Origin of the sequence: Polynucleobacter sp. MWH-UH25E (genome assembly GCF_018687095.1) — a bacterium.
GTDB lineage: Bacteria > Pseudomonadota > Gammaproteobacteria > Burkholderiales > Burkholderiaceae > Polynucleobacter.
Genome location: NZ_CP061286.1, coordinates 152798 through 169107 on the forward strand (window position 1 = coordinate 152798; position 16310 = coordinate 169107).

General features: G+C 45.6%; 15 protein-coding genes. 11 read left to right on the top strand and 4 right to left on the bottom strand.

What is annotated here, in order from left to right:
* Nucleotides 1-118 precede the first annotated feature (118 nt).
* Entirely contained in the window at nucleotides 119-1258 is a 1140-nt protein-coding gene (locus ICV39_RS00870; protein ID WP_215390039.1) for a murein transglycosylase A, read from the top strand.
* A gap of 57 nt (nucleotides 1259-1315) precedes the next feature.
* Nucleotides 1316-2092, top strand: coding sequence for an enoyl-CoA hydratase (locus ICV39_RS00875; RefSeq protein WP_215390040.1), 777 nt, complete (start codon nucleotides 1316-1318; stop codon nucleotides 2090-2092).
* Nucleotides 2093-2102: 10 nt separating this feature from the next.
* Here the strand turns inward: ICV39_RS00875 and ICV39_RS00880 are convergent, their stop codons facing one another.
* From ICV39_RS00880 to bioA, 4 genes are all read right to left on the bottom strand, one after another.
* Nucleotides 2103-3299: a M20 aminoacylase family protein gene (locus tag ICV39_RS00880; RefSeq protein WP_215390041.1), complete on the bottom strand. Its 1197-nt coding sequence runs from the start codon at nucleotides 3297-3299 to the stop codon at nucleotides 2103-2105.
* Nucleotides 3300-3367: 68 nt separating this feature from the next.
* Entirely contained in the window at nucleotides 3368-4093 is a 726-nt protein-coding gene (gene bioD / locus ICV39_RS00885) for a dethiobiotin synthase (protein WP_215390042.1), read from the bottom strand.
* On the bottom strand, nucleotides 4093-5337 hold the full coding sequence (locus ICV39_RS00890) for an 8-amino-7-oxononanoate synthase (RefSeq protein ID WP_215390043.1): 1245 nt from the start codon (nucleotides 5335-5337) through the stop codon (nucleotides 4093-4095). Before ICV39_RS00890 ends, bioD begins: the two co-directional genes overlap by 1 nt.
* Nucleotides 5334-6680, bottom strand: a complete 1347-nt coding sequence (gene bioA / locus ICV39_RS00895) for an adenosylmethionine--8-amino-7-oxononanoate transaminase (protein ID WP_215390044.1) — start codon at nucleotides 6678-6680, stop codon at nucleotides 5334-5336. Before bioA ends, ICV39_RS00890 begins: the two co-directional genes overlap by 4 nt.
* Nucleotides 6681-6769: 89 nt before the next feature.
* Here bioA and bioB point away from each other — a divergent pair, with 89 nt between their 5' ends.
* From bioB to mraY, 9 genes are all read left to right on the top strand, one after another.
* Entirely contained in the window at nucleotides 6770-7807 is a 1038-nt protein-coding gene (gene bioB / locus ICV39_RS00900) for a biotin synthase BioB (RefSeq protein ID WP_215390045.1), read from the top strand.
* A 14-nt stretch (nucleotides 7808-7821) separates the two neighbouring features.
* Complete coding sequence (gene coq7, locus ICV39_RS00905) at nucleotides 7822-8451, top strand: 2-polyprenyl-3-methyl-6-methoxy-1,4-benzoquinone monooxygenase (protein ID WP_215390046.1); 630 nt, start codon at nucleotides 7822-7824, stop codon at nucleotides 8449-8451.
* Nucleotides 8452-8716: 265 nt separating this feature from the next.
* Entirely contained in the window at nucleotides 8717-9145 is a 429-nt protein-coding gene (gene mraZ / locus ICV39_RS00910) for a division/cell wall cluster transcriptional repressor MraZ (RefSeq protein WP_173956651.1), read from the top strand.
* Between the two features lie 12 nt (nucleotides 9146-9157).
* The gene (rsmH, locus tag ICV39_RS00915; protein ID WP_215390047.1) at nucleotides 9158-10108 is read left to right on the top strand and encodes a 16S rRNA (cytosine(1402)-N(4))-methyltransferase RsmH; all 951 of its coding nucleotides are present in this window, start codon (nucleotides 9158-9160) and stop codon (nucleotides 10106-10108) included.
* Nucleotides 10105-10371, top strand: a complete 267-nt coding sequence (gene ftsL, locus ICV39_RS00920) for a cell division protein FtsL (protein ID WP_215390048.1) — start codon at nucleotides 10105-10107, stop codon at nucleotides 10369-10371. The genes rsmH and ftsL overlap by 4 nt, the downstream gene beginning before the upstream one ends.
* Nucleotides 10368-12140 (top strand): penicillin-binding protein 2, encoded by a 1773-nt coding sequence (locus tag ICV39_RS00925; RefSeq protein WP_215390049.1) that lies wholly within the window; start codon nucleotides 10368-10370, stop codon nucleotides 12138-12140. The genes ftsL and ICV39_RS00925 overlap by 4 nt, the downstream gene beginning before the upstream one ends.
* A gap of 5 nt (nucleotides 12141-12145) precedes the next feature.
* Nucleotides 12146-13696: a UDP-N-acetylmuramoyl-L-alanyl-D-glutamate--2,6-diaminopimelate ligase gene (locus ICV39_RS00930; protein WP_251372691.1), complete on the top strand. Its 1551-nt coding sequence runs from the start codon at nucleotides 12146-12148 to the stop codon at nucleotides 13694-13696.
* Complete coding sequence (gene murF, locus ICV39_RS00935; RefSeq protein ID WP_251372692.1) at nucleotides 13696-15138, top strand: UDP-N-acetylmuramoyl-tripeptide--D-alanyl-D-alanine ligase; 1443 nt, start codon at nucleotides 13696-13698, stop codon at nucleotides 15136-15138. Before ICV39_RS00930 ends, murF begins: the two co-directional genes overlap by 1 nt.
* On the top strand, nucleotides 15129-16298 hold the full coding sequence (gene mraY / locus ICV39_RS00940) for a phospho-N-acetylmuramoyl-pentapeptide-transferase (protein ID WP_215390051.1): 1170 nt from the start codon (nucleotides 15129-15131) through the stop codon (nucleotides 16296-16298). Before murF ends, mraY begins: the two co-directional genes overlap by 10 nt.
* The last annotated feature ends 12 nt before the right edge of the window (nucleotides 16299-16310 follow it).

The following is a 16310-nucleotide window of genomic DNA, read 5'->3' on the forward strand; positions in this document are numbered from 1 at the left end:
AGTCGATTATTTTTTGCCTTTGCCTGTCCATAGGACAATAAACAACAAAAGTCCTAGCGCAATAGCGCCTTCAATGACAAACAGTAGCATCGGGTATTCATCAAGTAAATTGGCAATCATGATTTTTAAATATAAATGGCTTCAAGCAAGTGTAGTCGCAATTTCCATAATTGCTTTATTAACTGCATGTTCAACTCCACCGACACGCGGAACAGGATATCGAGCTAGTGGCTCAGGAGCTGCACCTTCAACATACAGTTCATCTATCGCAAACTTTAGCGCTGTGTCATGGCAGGTAATTCCAGGGTGGCAGGAGGATGAGTTGGCACAGGCATGGCCAGCTTGGCAAAAGAGTTGTGAGGGCTTGCTTAAACGCAATACACGCAACGGCGAAGTCAATTGGCGACAAGTGTGTGCGCAAGCTGCAGGTGTCTCGAGCCGCGATTCTCAAGCCATTCGTCGATATTTTGAAAACAACTTTCAAGCATATGAAGTTCGAAACAATTCTGGGTCTGATACAGGCTTAATTACTGGTTATTACGAACCAGTAATGAATGGTTCTCAAACCAGAACCAGCGCATATAGCGTGCCGCTCTACGCGTATCCTAATGCTTGGAAAAAATCGAAACCAAATCCAGCACCCACTCGTGCTGAATTAATCAGCTCTGGGATGTTAAAGGGTTCTGAGATTGCTTGGGTTCAAGATCCGGTTGCTGCAGCATTTATGCAAATTCAGGGATCTGGAAAAATTCGTCTTGAAGACGGTCGGGTAATGCGTTTAGGTTTTGCGGGAACGAATGATCAACCATTCAAATCTTTTGCGCAGTGGTTACTAGATCGTAAGGAAATCACAAGAAGTGAAGCGACAATGCAAGGAATTTCGCAGTGGGCTAAACGTAATCCAGATCGTGTGAATGAGATGCTCAATGCCAATCCTCGCTTTATTTTCTTTAAAGAATTACCTGGCAATGTAGATGTCGATTTGGGCCCCACTGGTGCATTGGGCGTTCCATTAACGGGTGAGCGAAGTATCGCTATTGATTTGCAAGCGATGCCGCTGGGTGCACCTGTATTTTTAGCCACGACTAGACCTTTAAGTAATCAACCACTGCAAAAGCTGGTTTTTGCGCAAGATACAGGCAAAGCCATTGTCGGTGGGGTTCGAGCCGATTACTATTGGGGGTCGGGTGATGCCGCTGGTGAGGCGGCTGGACGCATGAAGCAGAATGGCAGGATGTGGTTGTTGTTACCACGGTAATGCAGCGATTCAAAGCAGATAAATAAAAAGTACAAACTAGAAAGCAAAAGGAAGTCGATGAGCTATCAAACAATTTTGACCGAAGTGGAAGATAAAGTTGCCACTATTACATTAAACCGACCTGAAGTACTAAATGCGCTGAATGATCAATTAATGGATGAGCTTGGCGAAGCTTTGCTGAAGTTTGATGCGGACGACAACATTGGCTGCATCGTTGTCACAGGTAGCGAAAAGGCATTTGCTGCGGGTGCGGATATCGCCGCTATGGCAAAACGTAGCTTGCAAGACGTCTATCGACATAACTTCATTTCTCGCAATTGGGAGCACATGCAGAAAGTGCGTAAGCCTGTGATCGCAGCAGTATCAGGTTATGCATTGGGTGGCGGTTGCGAATTAGCAATGATGTGCGACATGATCATGGCTGCTGATAATGCAAAATTTGCTCAACCTGAAATTAAACTAGGCATCATTCCTGGAGCTGGCGGAACGCAACGTCTTCCCCGTGCTATATCAAAATCAAAAGCAATGGATTTGGCTTTAACTGGCCGCATGATGGATGCTGCTGAAGCGGAGCGCGCTGGTCTGGTATCGCGCATATTCCCAAAAGCGGATTTGTTAAAAGAAGTTAAAGCAATCGCTAAAGATATTGCTGATATGCCTTTGCTAACAACGATGATGGTGAAAGAGGCGGTAAATACAGCTTACGAGACAACGTTGTCACAAGGCATTCATTTTGAGCGCCGCTTGTTTCATGCATGCTTTGGAACTAACGATCAAAAAGAAGGTATGGCTGCCTTTATGGAAAAGCGCCCCGCCAAATTTACGAATTCTTAGTTTTTGCTGACTAATGCTTCTCTAAAAAGCGTTGAGCTAATTTGACCCAGTAGTTCACACCTACTGGGATCAATGCATCATTAAAGTCATAGGAAGGGTTGTGCAGATGACATGGGCCCATGCCATGACCTGTGGATCGATGATCGCCATCACCGTTACCTAAAAAGACATAGCAACCGGGTTTCTCTAGCAACATAAAGGCGAAGTCTTCTGCGCCCATCGTGGGGTCAATGGATGTATTGACACGTTGCTTTCCTACCAACTCGCTCATAACCTGGCTTGCAAATTCAACCTCACTTGCATGATTGATCAAGGGTGGATAGTTTCTAGAAAAGGTAATTTCAGCTTGGCAGTCAAATGCGCTGGCCACGTTATGAGCAATTTCTCGTAAACGTTGTTCGATCAGATCTAGCACCTCTAAGGTGAAGGTACGCACAGTGCCACCAATAAAAGCGCTATCCGGAATGACGTTACTAGTTTCACCCGCATGGAATTGCGTTACTGATAGTACCGCAGCATCTACAGGACGTTTATTGCGAGTAATAATGCTTTGCAAAGCTAAGACCACTTGCGCACCAGCTAGCACTGGATCAGCACTGTTGTGTGGAAGAGCGGCATGACCGCCTCTGCCGGTGACGGTAATCTCAAACGCATTGCTGGAGGCCATCATTGGCCCTGGCGTCACACCAAAATCTCCCTCAGCCAAACCAGGCCAGTTATGCAATCCAAATACGGCATCACAAGGAAATTGTTCAAATAAACCATCTTTGATCATTTCGCGAGCGCCAGCACCACCTTCTTCAGCCGGCTGAAAAATAAAAATCACGCTACCTTTGAAATCTCGATGATTTGATAAATATTGCGCAGCTCCTAAGAGCATGGCAGTGTGCCCATCATGACCGCAGGCGTGCATCTTCCCGGGATTACGCGAGGTATGCGCAAAATTATTGTGCTCTTGTAAGGGTAGAGCATCCATATCAGCACGCAAGCCAATCATCTTGCCGGGACCTAAGTCTCCATCGAGTCGCCCAACGACGCCCGTTTTACCCATTCCTCGAAATACGCTGATGCCCCAGCTGGAGAGCGCTTCCGCAACAAGATCGGCGGTGCGGTTTTCTTCAAAACGCAACTCGGGATGCGCATGAATGTTGCGCCGAATTTCTTTTATCTCTTGCGCGGACTCAATGATTTCTGGAATTAAATGCATTGCTTCATCTTATCCGAAACTGAAATGGAGTGCACCTCAAACCCAGGTACGGGTGAATTCTTGTGTATTTAGAGTTTTTGAGTGGGTAATTGAATATGCTGCGCAGCAAACTCTAGCGCTTCAAGTGAATAGGGTTGATTGCTCAATTTCTGTAAGTTCGTAGACAGTCTGGGTATCAATCCCAAAAAGGGCGCATCGATTCGCTCTCGAAGCGTTTCGATGTTTTCACTCAATAAAGCCATTTCCTTATCTAAGGTATTTGCAATCCATCCCGCAATAACAAGCTTACGTGCGCGGATTGCCTCAATGGTAAGTAGCGCATGATTAATACACCCCAGTTTCATGCCAATTACCAAGATGACTGGCAACTGAATTTGCTGAGCAAAATCGCCCAAGTCCTTTTGATCATTTATTGGAACAAGAAAACCGCCTGCCCCCTCGACAACAACACAGCCATTTTCCTTTTGCAGATCTTTATATGCCTTCAGCATATCCTGGATCTCAAGGCGAATACCTTGCGCCTTTGCGACCAAATGCGGCGCTGCTGGAGCATCTAGAACATAAGGACAAAGGCTGAGCTCACCGGGCTCTAGGTTTGAGGCAATTCGCAATGTTTCGAGATCTTCATTTAAATGCTGACCCGTGGATACTGGATAGGTTCCAGCGACTACAGGCTTGAATCCAACGGTTTGTTTACCCAATTCACGAAGCTTGAGAATCAAAGCGCCGCTGACTAAAGTTTTTCCAACTTCAGTATCGGTGCCAGTAATAAAAAAACCAGAAGATGTGTTCATCAATGAGCCTTTTCAATGACTCGTTGCTCAATGGATTGCAGTGTGCCCATGAGTGCACGCAGGTCTTCTTCGCTATGGTTTGCTGAGAAAGTAATGCGCAAGCGTGAGCTACCAATCGGAACGGTAGGTGGCCTGATGGCTGGAATCCAATAGCCTGCTTCATCTAATAACTTTGCAGCCGTTAAAGCGTTGGCATTGCTGCCCAAAATGATTGGCTGAATTGGTGTGCAAGAAAGTACTTTCTCCCAGTTAGAGAACTTCATTTCTGATTGCCAAATGCTAATCAATTGGTTCAGATGGGCGCGACGTTTGGCGCCTTCTGCAGAATCAATGATTTTCAAGCTTTGCAGTAAAGCATGGGCAATTGCTGGCGGGGTAGCCGTGCTGTAAATATATGGACGACCCTTCTGGATTAACCATTCGATAAAAGTATTTTCTGCACAGATAAATGCGCCACTGACCCCAGCCGCTTTACCTAAAGTTCCAATGTAGATAATCCGGTCGGAGCAAATTTGCTCTTGCTCTAAAACCCCATGACCTTGCTTGCCCAACACTCCAAAGCCATGAGCATCATCTACTAGCAGAAGTGCATCACATTGCTCAGCAATAGCCAGTAATTTTTTTACAGGCGCCAGATCACCGTCCATGCTAAAAACAGCATCCGTCACGATGAGTTTCAGCGCTTTAGTGTCCTTTTGTAGATCCTTAAGTAAGATCTCGGGCTGGGTGTGATCAAAGAGTGTGACACTGGCATTGGTTTGAGCACTTGCTAGACGAACGCCATCAATGAGTGAAGCATGATTAAGCTTGGCAGAATAAATACTGACATCGCCTTGCAGAGCAAGCCTTGCTAGACCAGTAATAGCAGTCAGATTAGCAAGGTATCCCGTGCTGAAAAATAATGCGCGGGCATTGGGAATGTACGCAGCCTGAAATGCCGCCAACTGTTTTTCTAGTAATTCATGTGCAAGGCTATGGCCGCTAATTAAATGGGATGCACCGCTACCAACCCCATATTTGCGAGCACCTTCTGCAAGAGCTTCGGTGATTGCCGGGTGATTGGCTAGGCCCAGGTAATCATTGCTACAAAAAGCTTTTAGTTCACGATTGCCAACGAATGCTTTGGTATCGCAAGGGGTTTCAGTAACGCGTAATTTGCGCTTTAGCAACTGCAAGTCCAAGTCTGAAATTTGTTCTTCGGCTAGCGCTAATGCCTTAAATGATGAGCTTGGTGATTGACTCATGCAAGCACCTTATCTAAAGCCTTCTTCACTGATTGCCCCATGGCTTGAGTCTCTTCTGTGGAAAGAATGTAGGGTGGCATGACATAAATCGTATTGGCAATGGGTCGAATGAGGATGCCTTCAGACAAGCTCTGCGAAAACATTTCTCGGGGGAAGGTGTTTGGATTTTTTAAACAAGATGATTTGATATCAAATGCCAATATCATCCCTTGCTGACGCCAATGCTCAACTCGCGAATCAGTCTTAGCCCACTCAAAAGCTGCTGCCAGTTCCTGTGAGCGAATTTTATTTTTCTCAAGTACGTTTTCTGATTCGAAAATTTCTAAGCAGGCTAGAGCAGCTGCGCAAGCAAGAGGATTTCCGGTGTACGAATGCGAGTGCAGGAAACCATGTCGCGTTTGATCTTGATAAAACGCTTGGTAAATTTCGTCCGTTGTCATGCAAAGTGATAGTGGGAGATATCCGCCGCTAATCCCTTTGGAAAGCGTCAGAAAATCAGGCCAAATCCCAGCATGTTCACAAGCAAAGAATCTACCGCTACGCCCGCATCCTACGGCTATTTCGTCGGCAATCATATGTACTTCATATTGATCGCATAAATCTCTCACTAGACGTAAATATTGAGGTGAATGCATCGCCATTTGACCGGCACACTGAACTAGTGGCTCAACGATGATGGCAGCAATATTTTCATGTTCTTTGGCGAATAACTCTTTCAGTTTTTGAGCCGCATCATTTGCAACCTCTTCAGCGCTCATTCCATTTGTTGCTTTGCGTGCATCAGGAGATGGTGCAGTAAAAACATTTTGTAGAAGCGATCCGTATGCTTCACGAAAAATAGCCACATCAGTTACTGCTAATGCGCCCAATGTTTCCCCGTGATAACCATTTTCAAGACAAACAAATTTTTTCTTGTTTGGTTTATTGTTGTGTTGCCAATAGTGGTGACTCATCTTGAGCGCAATCTCGACAGCTGAGGCGCCATCCGATGCATAAAAGACATGACCTAAGTGATGATTGGTGAGGGCGGATAATTTCTCAGAAAGCTCAACGACAGGTTGGTGCGTGAAGCCAGCAAGCATTACATGCTCAATTTTTTCTAGTTGCGCATGAATGGCTTGGTTGATGCGAGGGTTAGAGTGTCCAAATAGGTTGGTCCACCAAGAACTGATGCAATCCAGAAGGGCATTTCCTTGCTCGTCATAAAGCCAAGCCCCCTTTCCTTTGGCGATGGGAATCAAGGGAAAGGATTCGTGGTGCTTCATTTGGGTGCAGGGGTGCCAAACGGCTGCCAGGCTGCGATCAATAAGGGTGGGTTGATTTGGATCAGGAATAACCTTCATGTTCGATATTTGACCACTAGTTTTTCCTAATCAAGGCTTCCATCTGTTATGTTTATGCCTGAGATTCACCTACTTTCTGGAATTTACCCATGCTGGACGCGCAAACCGTTGAAAAACCCCTCACTCAGATCAAATCCAAAGCGGATTTGCGAAAAGAGCTTGATGCGGCAGGTGAGTGGACACTAACTCAGGTGGAGGCCTTGTTTGCCCTGCCTTTCAACGAGTTAATGCTTAAAGCCCAGGAGACCCATAAGACCTATTTTCCTGAGGGTGATGTGGAATTGGCGACTCTCTTGTCAATTAAGACCGGCGGTTGCCCTGAAGACTGCGGTTATTGCCCTCAAGCAGCTCGCTATGACACTGATGTGAAGGCGGAAAAGTTAATGGGCTTAGAGGAAGTTTTGGAAGCCGCTAAAGCAGCCAAAGCAGCAGGTTCAAATCGCTTTTGTATGGGTGCGGCATGGCGTGAACCCAAAGATCGCGATATTGAAAAAGTGACTGCGATGATTAAAGGCGTCAAAGCCTTAGGTCTTGAAACTTGTGCAACTTTAGGAATGTTAGAAGCCGATCAAGCTAAAGCACTATCTGAAGCAGGTCTCGATTTTTATAATCACAACCTTGACACAAGCGAAGATTTTTATCGCTCTGTTATTTCTACTCGCGGCTATCAAGATCGCTTAGATACGATTTCAAATGTGCGATCTGCGGGTATGTCAGTGTGTTGTGGCGGCATCGTTGGTATGGGTGAATCACGTGAGCAACGTGCTGCATTTTTGACACGCTTAGCGAACTTAAGCCCATATCCAGAATCCGTTCCGATTAATCATTTAGTTCCAGTTGCAGGCACGCCATTAGCTGATCAAAAGCCATTAGATCCATTGGAATTTGTAAGAACAATTGCGGTTGCACGCATCACAATGCCCAAAGCGAGAGTGCGTTTATCAGCAGGTCGCCAAGAGCTCGGCAGGGCTGTTCAGGCAATGTGTTTCTTGGCTGGCGCGAATTCTATTTTCTATGGTGAGCAACTACTCACTACCGGTAATCCTGAGGCAGAGCAAGACCGCGCGCTCTTAGCTGAGCTGGGTTTGAAGACAAAGCAAAGCTGCAAAGCAGAGGTTTTGGTTTAAGTAATTTTTAGTCAATGTCGCCTATTGATCGTCTGATTATTGAGTTTGATACTGCGCTGCGGTCAGTAGTTGGCGGTGCGAATGCAGGCCGACCAACACCAGACTCTCAGTCAACTACAAAACATTCTCTTGATGCTGCTGAGCGTAAGCATGCGGCTGGATTGATGCGCGTAAATCACGTTGGTGAAGTTTGTGCACAAGCACTTTATCAATCGCAAAAATTAGTTGCGCGCGATCCTCAAATCAGAGAAATGCTAGAGCATTCTGCGCAAGAAGAGATGGATCACTTGGCGTGGTGTGAAACTCGTCTTAAAGAATTAGATTCACACACAAGTTATTTAAATCCATTTTGGTATGCAGGATCTTTTGCAATAGGTTTGTTAGCTGGTTTAGCTGGCGACAAATGGAGTTTAGGATTTGTGGCTGAAACAGAAAAACAAGTCGAAGCACATCTTGAAAATCATCTTGAGAAATTGCCAATTGATGATCAACGTTCTCGTGCAATCGTTGATCAAATGCGTATCGATGAGATTGAGCATGGACAAGCCGCTTTGCATGCTGGCGGTGTCACCCTTCCTGAGCCAATTCAGAAAATCATGCAAACAGTCTCAAAGGTAATGACAACGACTGCTTACAAAATTTAGTATTTAAAAAATCAAATAATTTATTTAATACTGGACATAAACACAGTATTTTTTAGATTATTAGGCTCTATATCTAAGATAATGTCTTAAGTATATTTTCCAAGCCATTGTTTATAGAAGCAATTTTATTGTCATCATTTTATCAACATACGACGCTAAGTGTTTGTAAACATTAGAGAAATTCCTAAAAAAATACCCAAAAACACTTGACCCTAATATGCCGATCCTCTAAAGTGGGAGGAAGTGTGAAAAAGTGGGGTAAATGGTGTTTCAAGGTGCGTCAGCTCTCAATTTAGATGCAAAAGGCCGGATGTCGATTCCGGCAAAGCATCGTGACGCCCTTTTGGTACAGGGCGAAGGCCGAGTTACGCTCACTAAGCACCCTGATGGCTGCTTGCTACTTTTTCCAAGGCCAGAGTGGGAAAGCTTTCGATCTAGAGTTGCTCAACTCCCAATGGATGCGCATTGGTGGCGCAGAATTTTCTTGGGCAATGCTGCAGAGATTGACTTAGACAGTGCTGGTCGAGTTTTGGTGAGCCCGGAATTGCGTGCTGCCGCAGGAATTGAAAAAGAAGTGATCTTGCTTGGTATGGGTAGTCACTTAGAGTTATGGGATGCGGCAACCTATGCTGCAAAAGAACAGGCTGCGATTGCACAAGGTATGCCTGAAGCACTCAAGCAATTTAATTTTTGATGACGGAGTGCTATGAACATAACTCATCGCCCAGTGTTGCTGGCCGAGGCGGTGACGGCGCTGATCAATGGCCCGCTCATTCAGAATCAAAACTCAACAAAAAATATCTTAGTTATCGACGGAACCTTTGGTCGTGGTGGTCACACGCAAGCATTACTGAAGGAGTTGCCAAATTCAGCCCGGATGATTTCCTTCGACAAAGATCTGGATGCAATAGCAGTAGCAAAGAAGATCAACGATCCTCGTTTGACAATCATTCACGACAGCTTTGCGCAGATGGATCAGTATGCGCAAGCAGAGTCAGTCGATGGTATTTTGTTGGATCTCGGTATCAGCTCTCCACAAGTAGACGAAGCACATCGCGGCTTCTCGTTTCGTCGAGAAGGCCCGCTCGATATGCGCATGAATACCAATCAAGGTTTCACAGCGGCAGAGTGGTTGGAGCAGGCTTCTCAAGAGGAAATCACGCACGTGATTAAAACTTACGGGGAAGAGCGCTTCGCATTTCAAATCGCCAAAGCTATCGTAGCTAAGCGAGAGCAGGGATTGTCTCCAAAAACCACTACACAGTTAGCAAACTTGGTTGCAAGCGTGGTTCGCACTCGTGAAGCTGGTCAAGATCCTGCAACAAGAACTTTTCAAGCACTGCGTATTTTTATTAACCGCGAGTTAGAAGATTTGGAGTTGGGGCTTAAAGCCGCATTGAAGCTATTGAAACCAGGCGCTCGACTTGCGGTGATTAGCTTTCATTCTTTGGAAGATCGCATCGTTAAACAGTTTTTTCAGTCCCATTCGACAGTTGAAGTGCCGCGTGGTTTACCGGTGCGAGAAAAAGATTTGCCACAAAGCGCATTAGAAATTATTGGGCGCGTCAAGCCAACCGATGTGGAGATTGCTGAGAATCCTCGTGCGCGTTCAGCGATCATGCGTGTTGCTGAGAAACGGATGGGAGCGGCTGCATGAATCGCGCTACCTTGACATTGCTCGCGTTGTTATTGATTTGCGCCTTATCGCTAGTGGCCGCGCAACAACGCGCACGTAAACTTTTTGTCGCCTTGGAGCGAGCACAAATTGAAGAGCGTAAGTTAAATCAAGAATGGTTACGTTTGGAGTACGAGCAGCGCAATCTTTCAAAGTCTGCCCGTATTCGTGATGTCGCACGTAATCAATTGCACATGGTCCCTATTTCTCCTGAGCGTACTTTGTACTTGAGGGAGGCTCAATGAGGCCAGTTGGGTTCTCGACAACTCCAAATCTAGTCTTGCGCCTGCCAATGTGGCGCTCAAGATTAATGCTATTCCTCTTGTTCTTTGTTTTCATGATGCTCTTATTGAGAGCATTTTGGATTCAGGGTCCAGGAAATGCTTTCTACGAAGCTAAAGGAGTGCGTGGAACACAGCGTGAATTAGAGTTGCCCGCCAGCCGTGGAAAAATTTTGGATCGTAATGGTCAGGTCATCGCCACAAGTCTTGAGGCTAAGTCCATCATTGCCTATAACGATACTGTTCCTGATGATTTAGCTGCTGACAAAGTGCATAAGTTAGCAAGCCTATTGCAAATCAGTGAGGCCGAGTTGCGCAAGAAATTAAAAGAAGAGCGCAAACAGGTTTTCTTAAAGCGCCAAGTAGAGCCGGCGGTCGCGCAACAAATTATGCAGTTAGAAATTCCAGGTATTGGGTTAAATAACGAGTACAAGCGTTTCTATCCCGAGGGCGAGGCAATGGCCCACGTAGTTGGCTTCACAAACGTCAACGATAAGGGGCAGGAAGGCATGGAGCTTTCCAGGGAAAAAGATTTAGCTGCCCATCCTGGTCAAAGACGCGTGGTAGTGGATCGGCTTGGGCGCGTAGTTGAAGATATTGCGATTGAACAGTTACCTCAGAACGGGAAAGATTTGCAACTTTCAATTGATAGCAAAATTCAGTTCTTGGCATACAACGCAGTAAAGAGTGCTGTTGAGCAACATCATGCAAAAGCTGGTGGAGCTGTAGTTCTGGATACGCAAACAGGTGAAATATTAGCGCTAGCAAATTACCCAAGTTATAACCCCAACGATCGCCGAAACTTAAGTGGCGAGCAATTACGTAATCGCGTATTGACTGACACGTTTGAGCCTGGCTCCACTATGAAGCCGCTAACGATTTCTATTGCGCTTGAGAAGGGATCTGTAGCTCCAAATACCAATATGGTTATTGGAGCTAAATATCTAGTGGGTCCAAAGCCGATTACAGATACGCATCCTTACGGCAATTTAACCGTTGCTCAGGTGATTCAAAAATCAAGCAATATCGGCACAGCAAAAATTGCGATGAATAATCTGTCGCCCGAAGAAATGTGGGATTTCTATACTGCCGTTGGTTTAGGTCAGTCACCCAAAATTGGATTCCCTGGCGCTGTTGCTGGCACAGTGCACCCATATAAAAAATGGATGCCAACGGATCAAGCGCGTATTGCATTCGGTTACGGCATTTCCGCTTCTCTATTTCAGGTGGCGCGTGCTTACACCATTTTTGCGCGCGATGGGGAGCTAGTTCCATTAACCATTGAGCGTAGCCCAGACCCTAAACCAGGTACTCGAGTTCTTTCGGCCAAAACAGCAATTGAAATGCGCGAAATGTTAGAAACCGTGACTGAACCGGGGGGGACGGCTGTTAAGGCTCAGGCAGAAGGCTATCGAGTTGGCGGCAAGACTGGTACAGCACACAAGCTTGTGGGCAAGGGATATGGAAACTCATATAGAGCTTACTTTGCTGGACTTGCTCCTATTAGCGCCCCGCGTATTGTGGTTGCCGTCATGATTGATGAGCCAACTGGTGGAAGCCACTATGGTGGCGATGTAGCCGCGCCAGTGTTCTCAACCATTGTTGGTGAGACCTTAAGAACATTGAATGTTCTTCCAGATAACAAAGTCAAGCAAATGGCGCTAGATGATAAGGGTTCCACAGAAGTTCGTACTGCAAATGTGCAGACTCAACATGCGGTCTTGAAACGATGAGGACGATGTTGAATATAAATCCCGATCACTTGGTTGAGCACTTACATTCCTTAGCAAATTCTTCTGCAAAGGTAAGTGCTGACAGTCGTCAGATTCATCCTGGCGATATCTTTTTTGCATATCCAGTTGGACATGGGAATGCATTGCGTGATGGCCGTCAATTTATTGATGCTGCGCTGGAAGCTGGTGCGGCATGCGTTGTATTTGATCCCACAGATTCTTCCAATCGTTACACTCGTTATATGGGGCATCCGCAATGTGTTGCAGTTGAAAACTTGGCTTCACTTGCTGGGAAGCTTTGCTCAGAGTGGTATGGCAACCCAAGCAAACAAATGCGCATGATTGGGGTCACCGGAACGAATGGTAAAACCAGCGTAACGCAATGGCTTGCAAAAGCTTTGGACACACCGAGTCACCGCACAGCGGTGCTAGGAACATTGGGGACAGGCTTTCCTGGCTCCTTAGAGAAAACAGGATATACAACTCCAGACGCTCCAAAATTGCAGACGCAATTAAAAGAATTATTAGACGCAGGCGCAAAGCAAGTCGCAATGGAAGTATCGTCTCATGCTTTAGATCAAGATCGTATTGCAGGAACTATATTTAATTGCGCGGTATTTACCAATTTGACGCAAGATCATTTGGATTATCACGGCAATATGGCTGATTACGCGCAAGCAAAAGCAAAGTTATTTGCTCAGACAGGATTGCAGCATGCGGTTATTAATTTGGATGATGCCTTTGGTCGTGAATTGGCTATGAATCTGTTGGCTAAAGACACGCTGAAAGTCTGGGCTTTTGCGCTTAATAAATCTGCTTTCCAAGGATTTGAAAAGTTTGGTGATCGCTTACAAAGAATTTATGCGCTTGATAGTTCATTTAGTCGTTCAGGCTATGACTCTATCTTTGTCTTGGATGGAGTAGGTCAAGCAAATCTTCATATTCCACTGCTTGGAGAGTTCAATTTAAGTAATGCGCTTGCAGTTTGGACAACATTACTAACTCAAGGCTTAAGTATTGCTGAATCAAGTAATCGCGTAGGCCAGTTGGAGTCTGTTGTTGGCCGCATGGAGTTGATTTCATTAGGTAAGCACACAAAATCTGAGGGGCTATTGGCGGTGGTGGATTATGCGCACACCCCTGATGCCTTGCAGAAAGTACTAAAAGCGTTGCGTCCTATTGCTGAACAACGTGGTGGAAAAATTTGGTGTGTGTTTGGATGTGGTGGAGACCGAGATTCTGGCAAGCGTTCTCAAATGGGTGCTGTTGCCGAGCAATTCGCTGATCAAATTGTGATCACCAGCGATAACCCAAGGTCAGAAGATCCTTTGCAAATTATTCAAATGATTCGCCAAGGAATTAAATTTCCTAACGCTAATGTGCAAGAGATTCCTGATCGCGCAGCTGCCATTATGGCAGCCATTCGTCATGCTGACGCGCGTGACATTGTATTAGTGGCTGGCAAAGGTCATGAAACTACTCAGGAAATTAGTGGTAAGCGTTTTGATTTTTCAGATCAAGAGCATATTCGCCTTGCAGCAGGGGGTCTAGTCTAATGGCTGCAATGACTACTCTTGCTCAGGTGCACGCAATGCTGCCTGGCAGTCATTTATTAAATATTTCTGCAAAAGACGCAGAGAAATTAATGTTGACCAGGGTGGGAACTGATAGTCGTCAGATTGACTCTGGCGAATTGTTTATTGCTTTAACAGGCGAACGCTTTGATGCCCATGATTTCTTGATTGATGTTGCAAATTCTGGAGCGGGTGCCGCACTCGTTAGCGATGTCAAGAAATGTCCAGATAATCTCCCGGCCGTATGCGTGTCCGATACTCGTTTAGGTCTTGGTGAGCTAGCAAAAGCGTGGCGGACAAGCCATGCTATTCCTTTGGCTCTCGTAACTGGTAGCAATGGGAAGACTACCGTTAAAGAAATGATCGCTGCGATATTTAAAGCAGCGACGGGCGAAGCCCATACCTTAGTGACTAAAGGTAATCTTAATAACGAGATTGGCTTGCCGCTAACACTGTTAAAGCTGCGCTCCACGGATGCCCTTGCAGTAGTTGAGCTTGGTATGAATCACCCTGGTGAAACTGCTCAGCTGGCTTCGATAGCTCAGGCCAATATCGCCTTAATTAATAATGCGCAACGCGAGCACCAGGAGTTTATGGAGACTGTTGCCGCAGTTGCAGAAGAACATGCCGATGTTATTCGAGCGTTGCCAAAAAATGGAATTGCGGTATTTCCGGCTGACTCAGAATTTTCAGGAGTTTGGAAAACAGCGGCGGAGGGTCGCAAGGTAATAGATTTTGAATTGTCATCTACCTCGTCAAGCTCGGGCGCAGCAGTAAGCGGTCACCAACTCAATAATGGTTGTGTGCAGATTAATCTTGGTACGCATTCAATCGAAGTTCAATTAAATACGCTAGGTGCTCACAACGTGCGTAATGCATTGGCAGCAAGCGCTGTGGCATTAGCCGCAGAAATCCCTCTTGAAAAAATCAAGCAAGGACTTGAAGCGTTTGCCCCAGTCAATGGCCGCATGCAGATCAAATTTTCTGACTCGAAGTACACGTTAATTGATGACAGTTACAACGCCAACCCCGATTCAGTCAGGGCTGCAATTGACGCTCTAAAGCAGTCGGTTGGTATTTCATGGCTTGTTTTGGGTGATATGGGTGAAGTAGGTAATCAAGGGCCTGAATTTCATCGGGAGGTTGGAGCTTATGCTGCGGAGCAAGGAATTACCAAGTTGTTTGCCTTAGGTGAGCAGTGCGTCTCTGCTGTAAATGGTTTTGACTCTGCAAAAACTGGCGCTGCCTCAAGTGCTAGTCATTTCACTAGCGTTGAGAATTTAATTTCAAAGTTAAATGAAGAGTTGCGCTCGCATTTGGCTGACGGTAATCAACATTTAAATATTTTAGTTAAAGGTTCACGATTTATGCGCATGGAGCGTGTAGTGCAAGCCTTGTTAGAGGAGGCTAAAACATGCTCTTAATGTTGGCGCAATGGTTACAAGAAGACTTCGGTTTTTTCCGTGTTTTCAACTACATTACCTTTAGAGCAGTCATGGCTACTGTGACAGCATTGTTAATTGGGTTAGCGGCCGGACCTTGGGTGATTCGTAAATTAGCCGAGCTAAAAATGGGTCAGGCAGTGCGTACCGATGGACCACAAACCCATTTGATTAAATCCGGTACGCCTACTATGGGCGGCGTCTTAATTCTGATTGGCATCTTTGTTTCCTGCATGCTTTGGGCAGATTTAAGTAATCGCTTTATCTGGATCGTCATGATTGTGACTTTTGGTTTTGGCGCAGTAGGTTGGGTAGATGACTACCGGAAGGTGGCTCGCAAAGATCCTAAAGGCATGGCTTCTCGAGAAAAGTTCTTTTGGCAAACTTTAATTGGACTATTTGCTGCTATCTACTTGGCATTCTCGGTATCCGAAGTAAACAACCTAAAAGTATTGCAATTATTTTATGAATGGCTAAAGAGTGGTTTTGCATTAGATTTACCAGCAAAGACTAATTTGCTGATTCCCTTCATGAAAGAAGTGAGCTATCCATTGGGAATGATGGGCTTCATCATTCTGAGCTATTTAGTGATTGTTGGTAGTAGTAATGCAGTCAATTTAACGGATGGTCTTGATGGGTTGGTGATCATGCCGGTGATATTGGTGGGCGCGGCACTTGGTGCCTTTGCCTATGTAATGGGTAATGCCATTTACGCAAAATATCTTTTATTCCCATATATCCCTGGTGCCGGTGAGCTCATGATTTTCTGTGGGGCTATGGGCGGCGCTGGTCTTGCTTTTCTTTGGTACAACACGCACCCGGCTCAAGTATTTATGGGCGATGTGGGTGCTCTAGCTTTGGGTGGCGCGCTCGGAACAATCGCAGTAATTGTTCGTCAAGAGATTGTTTTGTTCGTCATGGGCGGAATTTTTGTTGCCGAGACGCTTTCAGTGATGCTGCAAGTATTTTGGTTCAAGCTTACTAAAAAGCATTTTGGTGAAGGGCGTCGTATTTTCCGTATGGCTCCTTTGCATCACCACTTTGAATTAGGTGGATGGAAAGAAACCCAAGTAGTTGTCCGTTTTTGGATCATCACCATTCTGTTGGTGTTAGTTGGTTTATCCAGTTTGAAATTACGGTGAGCCAAATTAATA

Bases quoted from the DNA above. Each gene is read 5' to 3' on its own strand.
- ICV39_RS00870 (WP_215390039.1), top strand. From the start codon at position 119: ATGATTTTTAAATATAAATGGCTTCAAGCAAGTGTAGTCGCAATTTCC.
- ICV39_RS00875 (WP_215390040.1), top strand. From the start codon at position 1,316: ATGAGCTATCAAACAATTTTGACCGAAGTGGAAGATAAAGTTGCCACT.
- ICV39_RS00880 (WP_215390041.1), bottom strand. From the start codon at position 3,299: ATGCATTTAATTCCAGAAATCATTGAGTCCGCGCAAGAGATAAAAGAA.
- bioD (WP_215390042.1), bottom strand. From the start codon at position 4,093: ATGAACACATCTTCTGGTTTTTTTATTACTGGCACCGATACTGAAGTT.
- ICV39_RS00890 (WP_215390043.1), bottom strand. From the start codon at position 5,337: ATGAGTCAATCACCAAGCTCATCATTTAAGGCATTAGCGCTAGCCGAA.
- bioA (WP_215390044.1), bottom strand. From the start codon at position 6,680: ATGAAGGTTATTCCTGATCCAAATCAACCCACCCTTATTGATCGCAGC.
- bioB (WP_215390045.1), top strand. From the start codon at position 6,770: ATGCTGGACGCGCAAACCGTTGAAAAACCCCTCACTCAGATCAAATCC.
- coq7 (WP_215390046.1), top strand. From the start codon at position 7,822: ATGTCGCCTATTGATCGTCTGATTATTGAGTTTGATACTGCGCTGCGG.
- rsmH (WP_215390047.1), top strand. From the start codon at position 9,158: ATGAACATAACTCATCGCCCAGTGTTGCTGGCCGAGGCGGTGACGGCG.
- ftsL (WP_215390048.1), top strand. From the start codon at position 10,105: ATGAATCGCGCTACCTTGACATTGCTCGCGTTGTTATTGATTTGCGCC.
- ICV39_RS00925 (WP_215390049.1), top strand. From the start codon at position 10,368: ATGAGGCCAGTTGGGTTCTCGACAACTCCAAATCTAGTCTTGCGCCTG.
- ICV39_RS00930 (WP_251372691.1), top strand. From the start codon at position 12,146: ATGTTGAATATAAATCCCGATCACTTGGTTGAGCACTTACATTCCTTA.
- murF (WP_251372692.1), top strand. From the start codon at position 13,696: ATGGCTGCAATGACTACTCTTGCTCAGGTGCACGCAATGCTGCCTGGC.
- mraY (WP_215390051.1), top strand. From the start codon at position 15,129: ATGCTCTTAATGTTGGCGCAATGGTTACAAGAAGACTTCGGTTTTTTC.